15 protein-coding genes are annotated in these 15,576 nt (G+C 73.2%); 8 read left to right on the top strand and 7 right to left on the bottom strand.

Annotation, left to right across the window (positions count from 1 at the left end):
- Positions 1–495: maltotransferase domain-containing protein (locus tag R2S09_RS20430; RefSeq protein WP_316742491.1), on the bottom strand; the 495-nt coding region annotated here is incomplete at its 3' end.
- Between the two features lie 208 nt (positions 496–703).
- Complete coding sequence (locus tag R2S09_RS20425; RefSeq protein WP_316742489.1) at positions 704–1,009, bottom strand: DUF5133 domain-containing protein; 306 nt, start codon at positions 1,007–1,009, stop codon at positions 704–706.
- Between the two features lie 358 nt (positions 1,010–1,367).
- Here R2S09_RS20425 and R2S09_RS20420 point away from each other — a divergent pair, with 358 nt between their 5' ends.
- Positions 1,368–1,895 (top strand): pep a2, encoded by a 528-nt coding sequence (locus R2S09_RS20420; RefSeq protein ID WP_306189068.1) that lies wholly within the window; start codon positions 1,368–1,370, stop codon positions 1,893–1,895.
- The gene (gene glgX, locus R2S09_RS20415; protein WP_316742487.1) at positions 1,892–4,042 is read left to right on the top strand and encodes a glycogen debranching protein GlgX; all 2,151 of its coding nucleotides are present in this window, start codon (positions 1,892–1,894) and stop codon (positions 4,040–4,042) included. Before R2S09_RS20420 ends, glgX begins: the two co-directional genes overlap by 4 nt.
- Positions 4,043–4,143: 101 nt before the next feature.
- Here the strand turns inward: glgX and R2S09_RS20410 are convergent, their stop codons facing one another.
- Entirely contained in the window at positions 4,144–4,953 is an 810-nt protein-coding gene (locus tag R2S09_RS20410; protein WP_306189070.1) for a VOC family protein, read from the bottom strand.
- 207 nt (positions 4,954–5,160) lie between these two features.
- On the bottom strand, positions 5,161–5,952 hold the full coding sequence (locus R2S09_RS20405; protein ID WP_306189071.1) for a SigB/SigF/SigG family RNA polymerase sigma factor: 792 nt from the start codon (positions 5,950–5,952) through the stop codon (positions 5,161–5,163).
- A 366-nt stretch (positions 5,953–6,318) separates the two neighbouring features.
- Between R2S09_RS20405 and R2S09_RS20400 the strand changes: the two genes are divergently transcribed.
- From R2S09_RS20400 to R2S09_RS20385, 4 genes are all read left to right on the top strand, one after another.
- On the top strand, positions 6,319–6,792 hold the full coding sequence (locus tag R2S09_RS20400; RefSeq protein ID WP_316742484.1) for a MarR family transcriptional regulator: 474 nt from the start codon (positions 6,319–6,321) through the stop codon (positions 6,790–6,792).
- Positions 6,789–7,667, top strand: a complete 879-nt coding sequence (locus tag R2S09_RS20395) for an ATP-binding cassette domain-containing protein (RefSeq protein WP_316742482.1) — start codon at positions 6,789–6,791, stop codon at positions 7,665–7,667. The genes R2S09_RS20400 and R2S09_RS20395 overlap by 4 nt, the downstream gene beginning before the upstream one ends.
- Complete coding sequence (locus tag R2S09_RS20390) at positions 7,627–8,487, top strand: ABC transporter permease (RefSeq protein WP_306189074.1); 861 nt, start codon at positions 7,627–7,629, stop codon at positions 8,485–8,487. Before R2S09_RS20395 ends, R2S09_RS20390 begins: the two co-directional genes overlap by 41 nt.
- Before the next feature lie 212 nt (positions 8,488–8,699).
- Positions 8,700–9,230, top strand: coding sequence for a hypothetical protein (locus R2S09_RS20385; protein WP_306189075.1), 531 nt, complete (start codon positions 8,700–8,702; stop codon positions 9,228–9,230).
- Between the two features lie 32 nt (positions 9,231–9,262).
- Here R2S09_RS20385 and hemC read toward each other — a convergent pair whose 3' ends face one another.
- Both hemC and R2S09_RS20375 read right to left on the bottom strand, forming a co-directional pair.
- Positions 9,263–10,198: a hydroxymethylbilane synthase gene (gene hemC / locus R2S09_RS20380; RefSeq protein WP_306189076.1), complete on the bottom strand. Its 936-nt coding sequence runs from the start codon at positions 10,196–10,198 to the stop codon at positions 9,263–9,265.
- Positions 10,199–10,317: 119 nt separating this feature from the next.
- A complete protein-coding gene (locus R2S09_RS20375) occupies positions 10,318–11,301 on the bottom strand; it encodes an ATP-dependent DNA ligase (RefSeq protein WP_306189192.1) in 984 nt (327 codons plus the stop codon).
- A gap of 186 nt (positions 11,302–11,487) precedes the next feature.
- Between R2S09_RS20375 and R2S09_RS20370 the strand changes: the two genes are divergently transcribed.
- Both R2S09_RS20370 and R2S09_RS20365 read left to right on the top strand, forming a co-directional pair.
- A complete protein-coding gene (locus R2S09_RS20370; RefSeq protein WP_316742479.1) occupies positions 11,488–11,868 on the top strand; it encodes a MauE/DoxX family redox-associated membrane protein in 381 nt (126 codons plus the stop codon).
- 31 nt (positions 11,869–11,899) lie between these two features.
- On the top strand, positions 11,900–14,239 hold the full coding sequence (locus R2S09_RS20365; RefSeq protein ID WP_316742477.1) for a SpoIIE family protein phosphatase: 2,340 nt from the start codon (positions 11,900–11,902) through the stop codon (positions 14,237–14,239).
- A gap of 661 nt (positions 14,240–14,900) precedes the next feature.
- Here R2S09_RS20365 and R2S09_RS20360 read toward each other — a convergent pair.
- Positions 14,901–15,515 (bottom strand): DNA polymerase ligase N-terminal domain-containing protein, encoded by a 615-nt coding sequence (locus R2S09_RS20360; protein WP_306189079.1) that lies wholly within the window; start codon positions 15,513–15,515, stop codon positions 14,901–14,903.
- Positions 15,516–15,576: the final 61 nt, after the last annotated feature.

Genomic DNA, 15,576 nt, shown 5'->3' with positions numbered 1-15,576 from the left:
ACGCGTCATGACCTGAAGCGAGTCGTCGCCCACCACCTCGGCGGCGGCCAGCACCATATCGCGTTCCGGCCCCCGCGGGACCCCGGCCGCGGCACGCTCCAGCAGCGCGGTGCCCTCCTCCAGCACCAGCCCGGCGTCGGTGCCGGCCGGCACCTTGATACAGGCGGTGTGCCGCCAGGTGGCGACCGGATCGCTCCAGGCCTCCACGTGATACGTCCAGCGCCCGGGCGCGTCCGGGGTGACCTCGGCGCCCCAGCGGTCGCTGCCCGGCGCCAGTTCGTGCATCGGCGTCCAGGGGCCCGGACGGCCTTCCGGGTCGGTGAGCACCACATCGGCGGCCACGGCGTCGTGGCCCTCGCGGAACACGGTGGCGGTGACCTGGAACGACTCGCCCGTCACCGCTTTGGCCGGGCGACGGCCGCACTCCACGGCCGGGTGGACGTCCCGCACCGGAATGCGGCCGAGAACCGTGGTCGAACTCGGGGTCGAACTCATGGTGTCACCTCCACCGTGCTTGAGGCCGGGCTCGCGCCCGGCCGGGAACCGCGTCTTCTCGGCATGTCCTTCTCGGGGTCCTCCCCGGCATGTCCTGCCCGGGGGAGGGCGTGCGGGGGCGTGGGCTCCACGCCCCCGCGGGCTCTGTGTCCCGCTGGGCTCTGTGCCCGGGCGGCCGATGCTGGGCTCTGTGCCCCGGCGGCCCTGTCTATGCCCCGGCGGGCGAACGCCTGTCCTTCGTCGTGCGCCGGCCGCGCCGCGTGACGACACCGACGTGCGGCCGGCCGCTGCTCTGCTCACGCAGATAGGTGACGAGGTTGGTGCGCAGATAGCGCTCCGCGGCGTCCGCGGCCTCCCGCGCGCAGCGCTTGCCCATCAGCACGCACAGGGTGTAGCCCGAATCCTCGAAGGTGGCCCGCACCCTGCGGTCGTCGGGGGACACGAGCATCGCGCGTTCCCACGCCCGGTAGTGCCGCAGATGCCGTGCGACTTCGGCCTTGGCGGGTAGCAGCATGGCGCCGTTCACCTTTCGGATGCGCTCGATGGGCACGTTTCCCCGACGGTCGGGGCGGTGACCGCGCACGTGGAGGCACGGATCCCGTTCACGGCGCTCGAGACTTTCACTCATGGTGCACGTTCAACGACCCACCGTCCTGTTGGATCTTCAACCAGCGTGTTTCGCCTGCTCGCCGCGGTCCTGGCCAGAGCGTCGGGCGCCTCCTTCCCGACCGCTCGGGTTGCACGAATGGCGTAGCGCGCTCAGTGTGGGATCTGACTCAGAGGCAACACGTGCTCACGCTTCGTACTCGGGGGCTGAGCCCGACACAGGGGCCTTGAGGGAGCGCGAGCCTCGCCGTGAGGAGCCAACGACGATGAAGACCGCAGTGCCCTGCTACTACCACCTCGACGTGGAAGTCAGCCCGGAACGGGTCGGACAGGTCAGGCGCATCCTGGCCGCTCACCTCCGGTTCTGGGACCTGGAGGACCTCGTCGAACCCGTGTGCGGCGGCGCCGAGATGCTGCTGAAGGCCATCGACGAGCACGCCCGGGACAAGCACACATCCATCGAGATGTGGTGGACCGGCCAGCACCTCATCACCGCCGTCGGGGAGAACAACCACGACCTGCGCCCGGACCAGGACCTGCGCAGCTGCCTGGCCCGCATCGCGGCGACGAGCGACGGCTGGGGCTGCTGCGCCTCCGAGACCGGCAGCAAGGTCATCTGGTTCTCGCAGCGGGCCCGCGCCGGGGTGCGTGTCCCGCTGGTCCCGAGGGCTCCCGAGCCGACCCTGCGCGAGGGCCTGAAGCCGCCCCGTGCCATGCCGGTCGCCGCGCTGGCCTCTCCGCTGAGCGGCCCGGAGGACGCCCTGGAGGAGGCCGTCCTGGAGGAGGCCCGGTGACCGCGCGCGGGCGCCATAAAGGGGTATCCGTTCCCGTGTGGAGCGGGTACCCCTACCCGCTGGGCGCCGCGTACGACGGCGAGGGCACCAACTTCGCGCTGTTCAGCGAGGTCGCCGAACATGTCGAGCTCGTCCTCGTGGACGACGCCGGCGACCGCCGCCACGTCCCGCTGACCGAGGCCGACGGCTTCGTGTGGCACGGCTGTCTGCCCGGTGTCGGGCCCGGGCAGCGCTACGGCTACCGGGTGCACGGCCCCTGGCACCCGGCGGCCGGCCACCGCTGCAACCCGAGAAAGCTGCTCCTGGACCCCTACGCCAGGGCGGTGGACGGGCAGACCGACAACCACCCCTCCCTCTACGAGCGCGCCGCGCACGGCCCCGACCCGGCCGACAGCGCCGGGCACACCATGCTCGGCGTGGTCACCGATCCGGCGTTCGACTGGGGCGACGACCGCCCGCCGCGACGGGCGTACTCCGACACCGTGATCTACGAGGCGCATGTGCGCGGCCTGACCCGCACCCACCCCGACGTCCCGCCGGAACTGCGCGGCACCTACGCCGGGTTGGCGCATCCCGCGGTGATCGAGCACCTGACCTCGCTGGGCGTGACGGCCGTCGAGCTGATGCCGGTGCACCAGTTCGTCCACGACGGCGTGCTCCAGGGCCGGGGCCTCGCCAACTACTGGGGCTACAACACCATCGGCTTCTTCGCGCCGCACAACGGCTACGCCGCCCGCGGCAGCCGCGGCGAGCAGGTCGCCGAGTTCAAGTCGATGGTCAGGGCGCTGCACGCGGCCGGCCTCGAGGTGATCCTCGACGTCGTCTACAACCACACCGCCGAGGGCAACGAGAAGGGCCCCACCCTGTCCTTCCGCGGCATCGACAACGCCTCCTACTACCGCCTCGTCGACGGCGACTGGGCGCACTACTACGACACCACCGGCACCGGCAACAGCCTCCTCATGCGCCACCCCTACGTGCTGCAGCTGATCATGGACTCGCTGCGGTACTGGGTCACCGAGATGCACGTCGACGGCTTCCGCTTCGACCTGGCGGCCACCCTGGCCCGGCAGTTCCACGAGGTGGACCGGCTGTCGGCGTTCTTCGACCTGATCCAGCAGGACCCGGTGATCAGCCGGGTGAAGCTGATCGCCGAGCCGTGGGACGTCGGCGAGGGCGGATACCAGGTGGGCAACTTCCCGCCGCTGTGGTCGGAGTGGAACGGCCTGTACCGGGACGCGGTACGGGACTTCTGGCGCGGCGAGGAGCACACGCTCGGCGACTTCGCCTCCCGTCTGACGGGCTCGGCGGACCTGTACGCCCACAACCGGCGCCGGCCGCGCGCCAGCGTCAACTTCGTCACCGCGCACGACGGTTTCACCCTGCGCGACCTGGTGTCGTACAACGACAAGCACAACGAGGCCAACGGTGAGGGCAACCGGGACGGGGAGAGCGCCAACCGGTCCTGGAACTGCGGCGCCGAGGGGGAGACCGAGGACCCGGCGATCCTCGCCCTGCGCGCCCGCCAGCAGCGCAACCTCCTGGCCACGCTGCTGCTCTCCCAGGGCATCCCGATGCTGTGCCACGGCGACGAGCTGGGCCGCACCCAGCGCGGCAACAACAACGCCTACTGCCAGGACAACGAGGTCTCCTGGATCGACTGGCGGCTGACCGCCGGGCAGCGGGAGCTCGCGGACTTCACGCGGTACGTCATCGCGCTGCGCGCCGCCCATCCCGTGCTGCGCCGCCGCCGCTTCTTCCAGGGCGAGACGGCGACCCGCGACGACCAGCCGCTGCCGGACCTGGTGTGGATGCTCCCGGACGGCCGGGAGATGGCCGAGGAGGACTGGCGGCGCTCCGACGCGCACTCGGTGATGGTCTTCCTCAACGGCGACGCCATCGCCGAGCCCGACCGCAAGGGCCGGCGCGTGGTGGACGACTCCTTCCTGCTGCTGCTCAACGGCTACTGGGAAGCGGTCGACTTCCGCCTGCCCGGCCGCGCCTACGGCGACCGCTGGACCACGCTCCTCGACACGGCCGAACCCCACGGTCCCCCGGACGAGGCCGAGCACAAGCCGGCCGGCGACCTCCGCGTGGAGTCCCGCAGCCTGGTCCTGCTGTCCCGGCCGCCGAGGACGGCACGCTGAGCGAAGGGCCCGGGTCCTTCCCGGAACCGCGGCCCCTCCCGGGATCGGTTCCGGGAGGGGCCGCGGACCGCCACCCCCGTTCGGATCTCCCGGCGGCGGGTTCAGATCTCCCGGCGGGAGGTCACCGTGAACTGAGCGCCGTCCGCGTCGCGCAGCACGGCCTCCTCGGCGCCCTCGCGCAGGACGCTGCCGCCGTGGCACTCGGCGGCCCGGACACAGGCGGCCACGTCCGCCACCCGGAAGTGGATCTGCCAGTGCGGGCGGATCGTGGGGTCGGGGGCCGCCTCCAGGGCCCCCGACTCGATGCGGGCCACGATCTCGCCGTGGCTGCGCAGCACGACCTCCTCGGCCTCGTAGCGGACCTCGCAGCAGCCGGGCAGGTCCGAGGCCCAGTCCAGGACCTCGCCGTAGAACATGGCGGCGTCGAACGCGTCGCGCGTGTGCAGCCGGATGAAGGCGGGCGCGGCCTTGCGCCACGTCTCCCAGTCGGTGAACAGCTCGCCCTCCCAGATCCCGAAGGTCGCGCCGTCCCGGTCGGCCAGCAGGGCGGCCCGCCCGGGCGGCAGCGAGATCGGGCCGACCGCCGCCGTACCGCCGCGTTCCTGCACCCGCGAGACGGCGTCGTCGGCGCTGGGCACGGCGAAGTACGGGGTCCAGGCCACCGCCATCTGCCACATGGAGGCCACGGCCGCGATCCCCGCGACCGGCGCACCGTCGACGAGCGCGATACGGAAGTGCTCACCGAGCTTGGCCGTCGAGCGCCAGTCCCAGCCCAGCACGGCATGGTAGAAGTCCTCGGTGGCCTCCAGGTCCCGGCTGGTCAGGCTGACCCAGCAGGGCGCGCCGCACACGGAGTGGGTGGAGAGGACGCCGGTCCCGGGGTGGCTGGAGGGTGTCGCGTCGTGGTTCATGGCACGTCCTGGTTTTCGTCGGCCGGTGGCCACCGGTCTCACACCAGTGTCCGACGGGAACGCCCTGGGGCGCCTGCCGAGTACCCTCCCGATGCCGCCGAAACGGCGGCCCGGCCCGCACTCGATCACCCGACCGGGTGCTCAGGCGTGTGTCAGCCGGTGATCGACCGGGTGGTCCACCGGGTGAGCGGGGCGGGGCGCCCGCGTTCACAGCGTCTCGGCGAGCAACTCCTCGCGCAGCTGGGCGAAGCAGCCGCTGAGCAGCCGTGAGACGTGCATCTGCGAGATCCCGAGCTGCTGTGCGATCCGGCTCTGCGTCATGCCCCGGAAGAAGCGCAGGTACAGGATCATGCGCTCGCGTTCGGGCAGTGCCTCCAGACACGGTTTGACGGCCACCCGGTCCACCACGAGGTCGTAGCGCGGGTCGGCCTCGCCCAGGCCGTCGCCGAGCGCGTAGCCCTCGGTGCCCGGCACCTCCGCCTCCAGGGAGAGCGCGGCGAAGCAGTCCAGGGCCTCCATGCCGGTGCGCACGTCGCTCACGCTCAGATGGGTGTACTCGGCGATCTCGGTGACGGTCGGTGCCCGGCCCGGGGTGGTCTGCGCCAGCTCCTTCGCGGCGCGCCGCACCCGGTTGCGCAGGTCCTGGACCCGGCGCGGCACGTGCAGCGTCCACATGTGGTCGCGGAAGTGCCGCTTGATCTCCCCGGTGACGGTCGGCACGGCGTACGCCTCGAACGCGTAGCCGCGCGCCGGATCGTAGTGGTCGACGGCCTTGACCAGGCCGAGCGCCGCCACCTGGTAGAGATCCTCCAGGGCCTCACCGCGCCCGCGGAAGCGCACGGCGATCCGCTCGGCCATCGGCAGCCACACCTGGACCAGCTCGTCCCGGAGCGCCTTGCGCTCGGGGCCGTCCGGCAGTCGCGCGAGCCGCTCGAACGCCGCCGCGGTGTCGGGGGCGTCGTCATGCGGATGGGACTTCGTTCTGCCGGTGGTACGCATACGCTGCGCCTCCCTCAGCAGGTGCTCGATGGACGGACACCGCGGGAGGCGCTGGGCTCGGACCTGGGGACAGACATCGGGGCCCGGCGCGCCGGCTCCCACGGACGTGCCTCCTGTCCGAAGCACTGAAATGCCAATTCCCGAAGTCGGCGATTCCGAAACAATTCCAGAATTCGGTGACGGTGTGCGACCGGACGATTCTGTATCGTCGAACGGTGAGGGCCGGAATTGCTGTCGCGTTGAATATTGAGAATTTCATTTACCAAATTCCGGTGACCGCGTGGGTCCCCGTGGACCCGGACGGTCGGGCCGGTCTTGACCGTCCCTTGGGCCACTTACCTCTGTCACAGAGGTAATCTGCCTGGCATGGAGCCGGAGACCGACGTGGAACCGGGGGCCTACGCCGAGGAGCTGGCCGACGCGCTCGTCGGCGTCCTGCGCCCGATCCGGCGCCGGCTGCGCGCCGGGCTGACCGTCCCGCGGCTGCGCGGCGCCGAGGTGGAGCTGCTGCGCCTGGTCGAGGCCCGCCCCGGCATCGGTGTCTCGGAGGCCGCCAAGGAGCTGCACCTGGCTGGCAACTCCGTGTCGACACTGGTCAACCGGCTGGTCCAGGACGGGCAGCTGGTCCGCGAGACGGACCCCGCCGACCGGCGGGCCGCCCGCCTGCTGCTCACCGAGGCCGCCGGGGCCCGCCTGCGCGACTGGCGCGCGCGCCGCGCGGCGCTGGTCCGGCGCCAGGTCGACCGGCTCGGCCAGGCCGACCGGGACGCCCTGCGCGCCGCGATCCCCGCCCTGCGCAGGCTGGCCGTCAACCTGCGTGAGGAGGCCGACCGACCATGACGCCGGACACCGCCGCGGCCGCCGACGAGCGGGCCGCGGCCGACGACGCGGTCGTCTGCACGGGACTCGCCCACGCCTTCGGCGGCACCAAGGCCGTCGACGGCCTGCACCTGGCCGTGGGCCCGGGGGAGGTGTTCGGGCTGCTCGGCCCCAACGGGGCCGGGAAGACCACGGCGATCCGCTGCATCACCACACTGCTGCCGGTCCCCGCCGGCATGGTCCGCGTCTTCGGCCACGACCCCGCCCGCGACCGGATGGCCGTACGCCGCCTGCTGGGCTACGTCCCCCAGCAACTGTCGGCCGACGCCGCCCTCACCGGACGGGAGAACGTCACCCTGTTCGCCCGTGTCTTCGACGTCCCGCGCCGCGAACGCGCCGCCCGGGTCGCCCAGGCCCTGGCCGCCGTGGACCTGACCGACGCCGCCGACCGGCTGGCCAAGACGTACTCCGGCGGCATGGTCCGCCGCCTGGAACTGGCCCAGGCCCTGGTCAGCGCGCCCCGCCTGCTGATCCTCGACGAGCCCACGATCGGCCTCGACCCGATCGCCCGCACCGGGGTGTGGGAGCACATCAACGCCGTCCGCGCCGCCACCGGCATGACGGTCCTGGTCACCACGCACTACATGGACGAGGCCGACCAGTACTGCGACCGGGTCGGCCTGATGCACCGCGGCCGGATCCGGGCCCTGGGCACGCCCGCCGAACTGCGGCAGGGGCTCGGTGAGCGGCGCCGCGCCCAGGGCGCCCCGGCCACCGATCCGCCGCCCACGCTCGAGGACGTCTTCCGTGACGTGGCCGGCAGCGGCCTCGACGACACCCCAGGAGATTTCCGCGATGTCCGAAGCACCCGCCGCACCGCCCACCGTCTCGGCTGAGCCGGCCGCAGAGGGCGGCATCGGCCTTCTCGTGAAGCCCCCGCGGCCCCGCGCGGGCTGGCGGCTGCTGCCCGCCCGCGTCGCCGCCATGTGCGCGGTGGAGCTGCAGAAGCTGCGCCACGACCGCACCGAGCTCTACACCCGCGCGGTCCAGCCGGCCCTCTGGCTGCTGATCTTCGGTCAGACCTTCACCCGCATCCGGGCCGTCCCCACCGGCGGGATCCCCTACATCGACTTCATGGCGCCCGGCATCATCGCCCAGTCCGCCATGTTCATCGCCATCTTCTACGGCATCCAGATCATCTGGGAGCGGGACGCGGGCGTCCTCAACAAGCTCCTGGTGACCCCGACCCCGCGCTCGGCCCTGGTCACCGGCAAGGCGTTCGCGGCCGGGGTGAAGTCGCTGATCCAGGCGATCGTCGTGATCGTCATCGCCGCCCTGCTGGGGGTGGCGCTGACCTGGAACCCGCTGCGGCTGCTCGGCGTCGCCGCCGCCGTGATCCTCGGATCCGCGTTCTTCTCCTGCCTGTCGATGACCATCGCCGGCATCGTGCTCAGCCGCGACCGGCTGATGGGCATCGGGCAGGCGATCACCATGCCGCTGTTCTTCGGTTCCAACGCCCTGTATCCCGTGGCCGTCATGCCGGGCTGGCTCCAGGCCGTCAGCAAGGCCAACCCGCTCAGCTACCAGGTCGACGCGCTGCGCGGGCTGCTGCTCGGCACCTCCTCGCATCTCGCCCTCGACTTCGCCGTCCTCGTGGTGGCCGCCGCGCTCGGCATCACCGCCGCCTCCGGCCTGCTCGGCCGGCTCGCCCGGTGAGGGGGCTCACCCATCCGTCGGGCGGCCGTACGGCGTGATGTGCGGCACGCCCGCGGCGGCGGCCGGAAGGGCGGAATCGGAGGTTTCTCCAGCACACGGCTTGATCAGCGATCAATTGCCGGCGAATTCCCAGGCCACGCCGCATTCGGCACATTTGACAGTGTGCTCGGCCCACAGATAGGAAGCAGCTCTTGGTAGTCGAGAGGTGCATTGTGTACGAGCCGAACGTGGTCGGGGACTGGCAGGAGTACGACGGGCATGCCGGTCTGCGTGTCCGCGTCCACCGCCTGGAGCCGGCCGAGCCGCCGCGCGGACGCGACGACGCGGCCGAGGGGCTGACGTACTTCCGTATCCGGGTCACCGTCGAGAACCGTGGCACGGGCAGCTTCGGCGTCCACCTGGAGGACGGCCAGATCGATGTGCGGATCGGGCCCGACGGGGAGGGCGCGTTCGTCGACTGGCGCAACTCGCAGTTCATCGAGGGCTACGACGTCTACCCGCTGCGCCGGGTCACCGCCGTGCTGTACGCGGCCGGCCCGGAGTCGGCCCTGTCCCAGGTCGACGTCCAGGTCCAGCTGCGCGTCGACGACGAGTGGACCGACCGGCGGATGTGGACCGGCGGCATCGGTGCGCACGAGGAGTCCGTCGCGGCGGGCGCGGCCTGCGCGGGCGCCCAGGGCGGGCTGGTGCACCAGATCAGCAACTTCCTGCGCGACCAGGCCGAACCGGGCGCCGCCGGCTGACACGGCCCGGCGCCCGGTTCGGCCCGACCGCCTCAGTGCGGGATGCCGTCGATGATCTCGCGGGCGCCCTGGCGCAGCAGGGCCACGGCGACCGAGGTGCCGAGCGTGGCGGCGTCCAGGCGGCCCGCCCACTCGTGGGCGTTCAGCCGGGTCTTGCCGTCGGGGGTGAACACGCACGCCCGCAGCGACAGCTCACCGCTGCGGTCGACCCGCGCGTACCCGGCGATCGGGCTGTTGCAGTGCCCCTGGAGCACATGAAGGAACATGCGCTCCGCGGTGGCGGCGCGGTAGGTGTCGGTGTCGCCGAGGGCGCTGACGGTCTCGATCAGCTCGGTGTCCCCCTCGCGGCACTGCAGGGCGAGGATGCCCGCGCCGATCGGCGGCATCATCGTCTCCGGGGACAGCACCTCGCTGATCATGTCCTGCCGTCCGATGCGCTCCAGACCGGACACGGCCAGCAGCAGGGCGTCCGCCTCCCCGGCCGCGAGCTTCTCCAGCCGCCGGTTGGCGTTGCCGCGGAACGGGACGCAGGTGAGGTGCGGATGGGTGGCGGCCAGCTGAGCGATACGGCGCACCGCGGACGTCCCGATCCTGGTGCCGGGCGGAAGCTCGTCGAGGGTGAGGCCGCCGGGGTGCACCAGGGCGTCGCGGATGTCGTCCCGCTTCAGGAACGCGGCGAACGTGGTGCCCGCGGGCAGGGGCCGGTCGGCGGGCACGTCCTTCAGGCAGTGCACCGCCAGATCCGCCTCCCCGGCCAGCAGCGCGGCGTCGACCTCCTTGGTGAAGGCGCCCTTGCCCTCGACCACGGCCAGTTCGCCCAGCCATTTGTCACCGGTGGTCTTCACCGGCACCACCTCGGTGCGCACGCCCGGGTACAGGGCGGCCAACTCGGCACGGACACGCTCCACCTGAGCCAACGCCATCGGCGAGTCCCGGGAGACGACACGGATCATTTCAGGCACGGCCATGCGGCACACGATAGACCTTCCGTGCACCCCCCAACTCACCGGACGGCGCGCACGACACCACTCGGAAGGCGAGCGGGCCGTATTGCCGGGCGCAGTGCTCTCGCCTCCACGCGGCGCCGCTACCTCAGCGGGTCGTCCGGCAGGTCTGCCGCCGATTGCTCGGGGGTGAGGTCCGGGCGGAGCCGTAGCCAGGACGGCTGGCGCAGCATGCCCGCGCGGGTGCGGACGCTGTAGCGGACCTCGCCGACCAGGCGGGGCAGCACCCAGTGGGCCCCGCGCGCGGCCGGTACGGGGTCGAAGGGGCACACGTCGGTCGCCAGGTCCGCGAGCAGCGCGGCGAGCTCGGAGCGCTCGGCCTCGCTCCAGCCCGTGCCCACGCTGCCGACGTAGCGCAGCTTCCCGCCCCCGCGCTGCCCCATCAGCACGGCGCCCGGCAGCCCGGTCAGGCGCCCCTTGCCGGGCAGCCAGCCGCCCACCACGACGTCCTCGCTGCGCATGTTGCGGATCTTGATCCAGGCCCGGGAGCGCACCCCTGGCTCGTACACCGAGTCCAGCCGCTTGCAGACCAGACCCTCCAGACCGTGCTCGCGGGTGGCGGCCAGGGCCTGGGCGCCATGGCCGAAGACGGCGCCGGGCGTCGACCAGTACGGCCCGTCGAGACCGAGCGCCTCCAGCCGCTCGCGGCGCTCGACGTAGGGCAGCCGGATCAGCGGCTCGGTGCCCAGGTAGAGCACGTCGAACAGCACCGCGTGCACGGGGATCCGCGCCGCCCGGCGTGCCGCGAGGCCGGGGGAGTGGGCCAGTCCCATGCGGCCCTGGAGCAGCTGGAAGCTGGCGCGGCCCGCCTCGTCCAGCGCCAGGATCTCGCCGTCCAGGATCACGGGCGTGGTGCCCAGGGCCCGGCCCAGCGGGCGCAGCTCGGGATAGGCGGCCGTGATCTCCTCGCCGGAGCGGGCCCGCAGCAGCAGGGAGCCGTCACCGGGCAGATACGCCACCATGCGCTGGCCGTCCTGCTTCGTCTCGTACGCCCACCGCGCGTCCTGCGCGGGGGAGGGCAGTGAACCGGGCGTGGCGAGCATGGGCGGGATCAGCGGCAGGGTCACGGCTGAGGTGTCGACGAACCATCCCGCCGTCAAGCGCCCTCCGGATCACTTTCCCCTGAACGGGGGCTGCCGGGGGAGGGCGGACAAGGCGAAGGAGATGGAGTCCCCCCACATACCTACCGCCCAGTAGGATCTACATACCTACCGTCCAGTATGATCGCGCGGCAGACTCTCGGAGGAGGAACCGTGCCCCGGTCCGATCGCTCACCCCTGCTGCTCGCCGGCCTGCTGGCCACGGCGGGTGCCGCCCACTTGGCCTCGCCCCAGCAGTTCGACGCGACCATCCCGCGCGCCCTGCCGGGCCGCCCCCGCACCTGGACCTACGCCAGCGGCGCCGCCGAGCTCGCGCTGGCCGCGGGACTGGCGCTGCCCCGGACCCGAAGGGCCGCGGCGCTGGCCACGGCCGCCTTCTTCGTCGGCGTCTTCCCCGCCAACGTGCAGATGGCGGTCGACTGGCGGCACCGTCCCGCTCCGCAGAAGGCGGCGGCCCTCGGACGCCTGCCCCTGCAACTGCCCCTCGTGCTGTGGGCCCGCGGGGTCGCCCGGACCGCCGCCCTCCGCGCTTGATGTGGTGTGACAACCGCCTCATTCTGAGGATATGGAGCAGGTCTCCGCCACGGCCGTGGTCGACGCCCACGGCATCGTCACGGGCTGGAGCGAAGGTGCCCGGCGGCTGACCGGATACCCGGCCGAGGAAACGGTCGGGCGGCCGGTGCGCGCCCTGCTCGCCGAGGAGCCGCCGCCCGGGGCCCTGACCGCGCTCTCCGGCCCCGCCGTCCTGCGCCACCGGGACGGCTCCACTGTGACGACCGCGCTGCGGGCCTGCCCCGTACTCGGCGCGGACGGCCGGCCGGACGGTTTCGTCGTGACCGCCGGACCGGAGACCCCGCCCGAGCACGTCCTGGCCGGACAGGCGTTCCAGCAGGCCTCCGTGGCGATGTCGGTCTTCGACACCCGGCAGCACTACCTGCGGCTCAACGAGGTCGCCTGCCAGGTGATGGGCGTCCCCGAGGAGACCCTGCTCGGCCGGCCCTACCCGGACAGCGTCGAGGACACCGCGCCCAACCGGGGCTTCCTGGAGCATCTGCGCCAGGTCGCCGAGACCGGCCGCCCGGCCCGCTACGAGAGTTTCACCAGCGCCCCCGCCCTGGACCGGGAACAGGCCTGGACGATCGAGATGTGGCCCGTGCGGGACGCCCGCGGCACACTGACCGGGGTCGCCCTGGCGGCCCTCGACAGCAGCGACCAGTACTGGGCCCGGCGCCGCCTCGCTCTCCTGAACGAGGCGGCGGCAGGCATCGGCACCACCCTCGACGTGGTGCGCACCGCCGAGGAACTGGTGGAACTCCTCGTGCCGCAGTTCGCCGACTTCGCCATGGTCGACCTCCTCGAGTGGGTCCTCGGGGCCGAGGAACCGCCGGACGCGCCGGCCGACGAGATCGCGCTGCGCCGGGTCGCCCACAGCTCCGTCACCCGGGGCACACCGGAGGCGGCCGTACGCGTGGGCGAGAGCGACGTCCGCCCAGCCGACTCGGCCGCCGCACGGGCGATGCGGGCCGGACGGGCGGTCCTCAGCCAGGCCGACCAGCCCGAGTTCACCGGATGGATCACGGAGCGCAACACGCGGGGCCCCGCGGGACGCCCCTACCGCAGCGGCGCCCACTCGATGATCACCGTGCCGCTCCGGGCCCGCGGCACCACCCTGGGCGTCGCCGTGGGCCTGAGGATCAGCCAGCCGGGCGCCTACACCGCCGACGACGCCGTGGTCGTGGAGGAACTCGCGAGCCGGGCCGCCGTCTGCATCGACAACGCCCGCCGCTTCGCCCGCGAGCGTTCCACCGCGCTCGCCCTGCAGCACAGCCTGCTGCCGCGCGGGCTGACCGGCCAGACGGCGGTGGAGGTGGCCCACCGCTACCTGCCCTCCGGCTCGCAGGCGGGCATCGGCGGCGACTGGTTCGACGTGATCCCGCTCTCCGGCAGCCGGGTCGCCCTGGTCGTCGGCGACGTGGTGGGCCACGGCATCCAGTCCTCGGCCACGATGGGGCGCCTGCGCACGGCCGTACGGACCCTCGCGGACGTGGACCTGCCCCCGGACGAACTCCTCACCCACCTCGACGACCTGGTGGCCCACCTGGCCGACGAACAGGACGGCGGCGAGGTACCGGAGTTGGGCGCCACCTGCCTCTACGCCGTCTACGACCCCGTCTCGCGGCGCCTGACCCTGGCCACCGCCGGCCACCCGGCACCGGTCGTCGTGGCGCCGGGCGGAGACGCCGCGCCGGTCACCGTGGCCCCGGGACCACCGCTCGGCGTCGGCGGCCTGCCCTTCGAGGCGACCGAGCTACGGCTGCCCGAGGGCTCGGTCGTCGCCCTGTTCACCGACGGCCTCGTAGAGCACCGCGACCGCGACGTCGACCGCGCCACCGCCGAACTGTGCCGGGCCCTGTGCGCTCCCGCCGCATCGCTGGAGGACCTCGGCGACGGAGTGCTGAAGGCCGTCCTGCCGGAGGAGCCCGGCGACGACGTGGCCCTGCTCCTGGCCTGTACCCGCGCGCTCGGCGCGGACCAGATCGCCACCTGGGACGTCCCACCGGACCCGGCGCACGTGGCCGCCACCCGCCAGGCCGCCGCCGACCAACTGGCCGCCTGGGGACTGGAGGAGACCGCGTTCGTCACCGAACTGGTCGTCAGCGAACTGGTCACCAACGCCATCCGCTACGGCGACCCCCCCGTCCAGCTGCGGCTGATCCGCGACCGGGCGCTCATCTGCGAGGTCTCCGACGCCAGTTCCACCTCGCCGCACCTGCGCCGGGCCCACGCCTACGACGAGGGAGGCCGCGGCCTCCTCCTGGTCGCCCAGCTCACCCAGCGCTGGGGCAGCCGCCCCACCGGCCGCGGCAAGACCATCTGGTGCGAGCAGCCCCTCCCCTCCGGGTGACCACGCCGCCACCCCATCGCCCCGCGGCCGGCTGGGACACTCGGCGCGCCGGCGAGAACGGCGGTGCCCAGTGCGCCCGGTTCGGGTTGCGGTACCCAGGGAGTCCGGTTCTGGTCGCGACGCCGAGCGCGCCCCGCACGGAGTGCGGTGCCGGGCCTGCCGCGGCTCGGGTCCGGCAGCGAGGGCGCCTCAGGGGACTGAGCAGCGAGCGCACCGGCATGGACTCGGCTGCCGCCGCGCCCCGGCGGGCGTGAGCTGGAGCGGCGGAGCGCCGGTCCGGGGTCCACACGACGAGCGTGTCAGCCGGGGCTGTCGCCGTCGAGCGCCTCCGCCGCTGAAGCAGCGAGCAGGCCCGTACGCGTTCCAGCCCCGGCGCCCCCGTCGGGGCTCTGTCCCCGGTGTGCTCCCGTTCAGGTTCCGGACCGGGCGCGCCCCCGTCCGGGTTCTGGGCCTGCCGTGGTCCGCGCCGGTCCCGGGCTTGCCGTGCCTCGCGCCGGTCTGGACCCGCGATGCCCCGCGCCGGTCTGGACCCGCCGTGAGTCGTCCAGGCTCTGGGTCGGGCGTGCGCCTCTTTCGGCTCTGGGTCGGGGCGTGCGTCCTCTCCGGGATCGGGGCCGGGCGTGGCTCCCGCGTTCCAGGGGCGGGCGTGCCCGGCGCGGGATCAGCCCTCGCCGTCCTCCGCCACGACCTGGGCCAGCGTGCGGCCGGTGCGCACCGAGCGGGCGCGGCGCGGGTCGGGCGTGCCGTGCCCGGCGCTGCGGCCGCCGCCCTTCTTCACCAGCAGCCACGCCTCCTCCTCGGCGCCGTCACGGCCGCCGCGGAAGCGGGTCAGCGCGTACTCGCCGCGCAGCTTCGACCCGCGCAGCCGGAAGGTGGCGTGCCCGCGCTCCAGCGACTCGGCGAAGCCGACCGGCCGCCCCCTGCGGTCGTGGCTGAGCGGCTCGTACGTACCCCGGTCCCAGACGATCACCGTGCCCCCGCCGTACTCGCCCTTCGGGATCACGCCCTCGAAGTCCTCGTACTCCAGCGGGTGGTCCTCCGTCGGTACCGCGAGGCGCTTGTCGTGCGGGTCGTCCGAGGGCCCCCTCGGGACCGACCAGGACCTGAGCACGTCGTCGACCTGCAGCCGGAAGTCGAAGTGCATCCGGCGCGCGTCGTGGATCTGCACCACGAACCGTGGCCCGGCACCGCCGGACGTCCCCTGGCCCGAGGGCTCCCGGGTACGCCCGAAGTCCCGCTTGCCGCGGTACTCCCGCAGCCGTTCGTCCGCAGCCACCTGAACCTCCTCCGCACGCTCCGCGCACGTCACGGCCACCCGAGTACCCGGCGCCGCCGGA

The organism is Streptomyces sp. MK7 (genome assembly GCF_032658145.1).
GTDB classification, from domain to species: Bacteria; Actinomycetota; Actinomycetes; order Streptomycetales; family Streptomycetaceae; genus Streptomyces; species Streptomyces spiralis.
Note: the sequence above shows the minus strand (reverse complement) of the source record. Positions and strands in the feature narration are given on the sequence as shown.

What these genes read in the sequence shown, in the direction of transcription:
- R2S09_RS20425 (WP_316742489.1), bottom strand. Translation starts at nt 1,009, where the DNA reads ATGCTGCTACCCGCCAAGGCCGAAGTCGCACGGCATCTGCGGCACTAC.
- R2S09_RS20420 (WP_306189068.1), top strand. Translation starts at nt 1,368, where the DNA reads ATGAAGACCGCAGTGCCCTGCTACTACCACCTCGACGTGGAAGTCAGC.
- R2S09_RS20410 (WP_306189070.1), bottom strand. Translation starts at nt 4,953, where the DNA reads ATGAACCACGACGCGACACCCTCCAGCCACCCCGGGACCGGCGTCCTC.
- R2S09_RS20405 (WP_306189071.1), bottom strand. Translation starts at nt 5,952, where the DNA reads ATGCGTACCACCGGCAGAACGAAGTCCCATCCGCATGACGACGCCCCC.
- R2S09_RS20400 (WP_316742484.1), top strand. Translation starts at nt 6,319, where the DNA reads ATGGAGCCGGAGACCGACGTGGAACCGGGGGCCTACGCCGAGGAGCTG.
- R2S09_RS20395 (WP_316742482.1), top strand. Translation starts at nt 6,789, where the DNA reads ATGACGCCGGACACCGCCGCGGCCGCCGACGAGCGGGCCGCGGCCGAC.
- R2S09_RS20390 (WP_306189074.1), top strand. Translation starts at nt 7,627, where the DNA reads ATGTCCGAAGCACCCGCCGCACCGCCCACCGTCTCGGCTGAGCCGGCC.
- hemC (WP_306189076.1), bottom strand. Translation starts at nt 10,198, where the DNA reads ATGGCCGTGCCTGAAATGATCCGTGTCGTCTCCCGGGACTCGCCGATG.
- R2S09_RS20365 (WP_316742477.1), top strand. Translation starts at nt 11,900, where the DNA reads ATGGAGCAGGTCTCCGCCACGGCCGTGGTCGACGCCCACGGCATCGTC.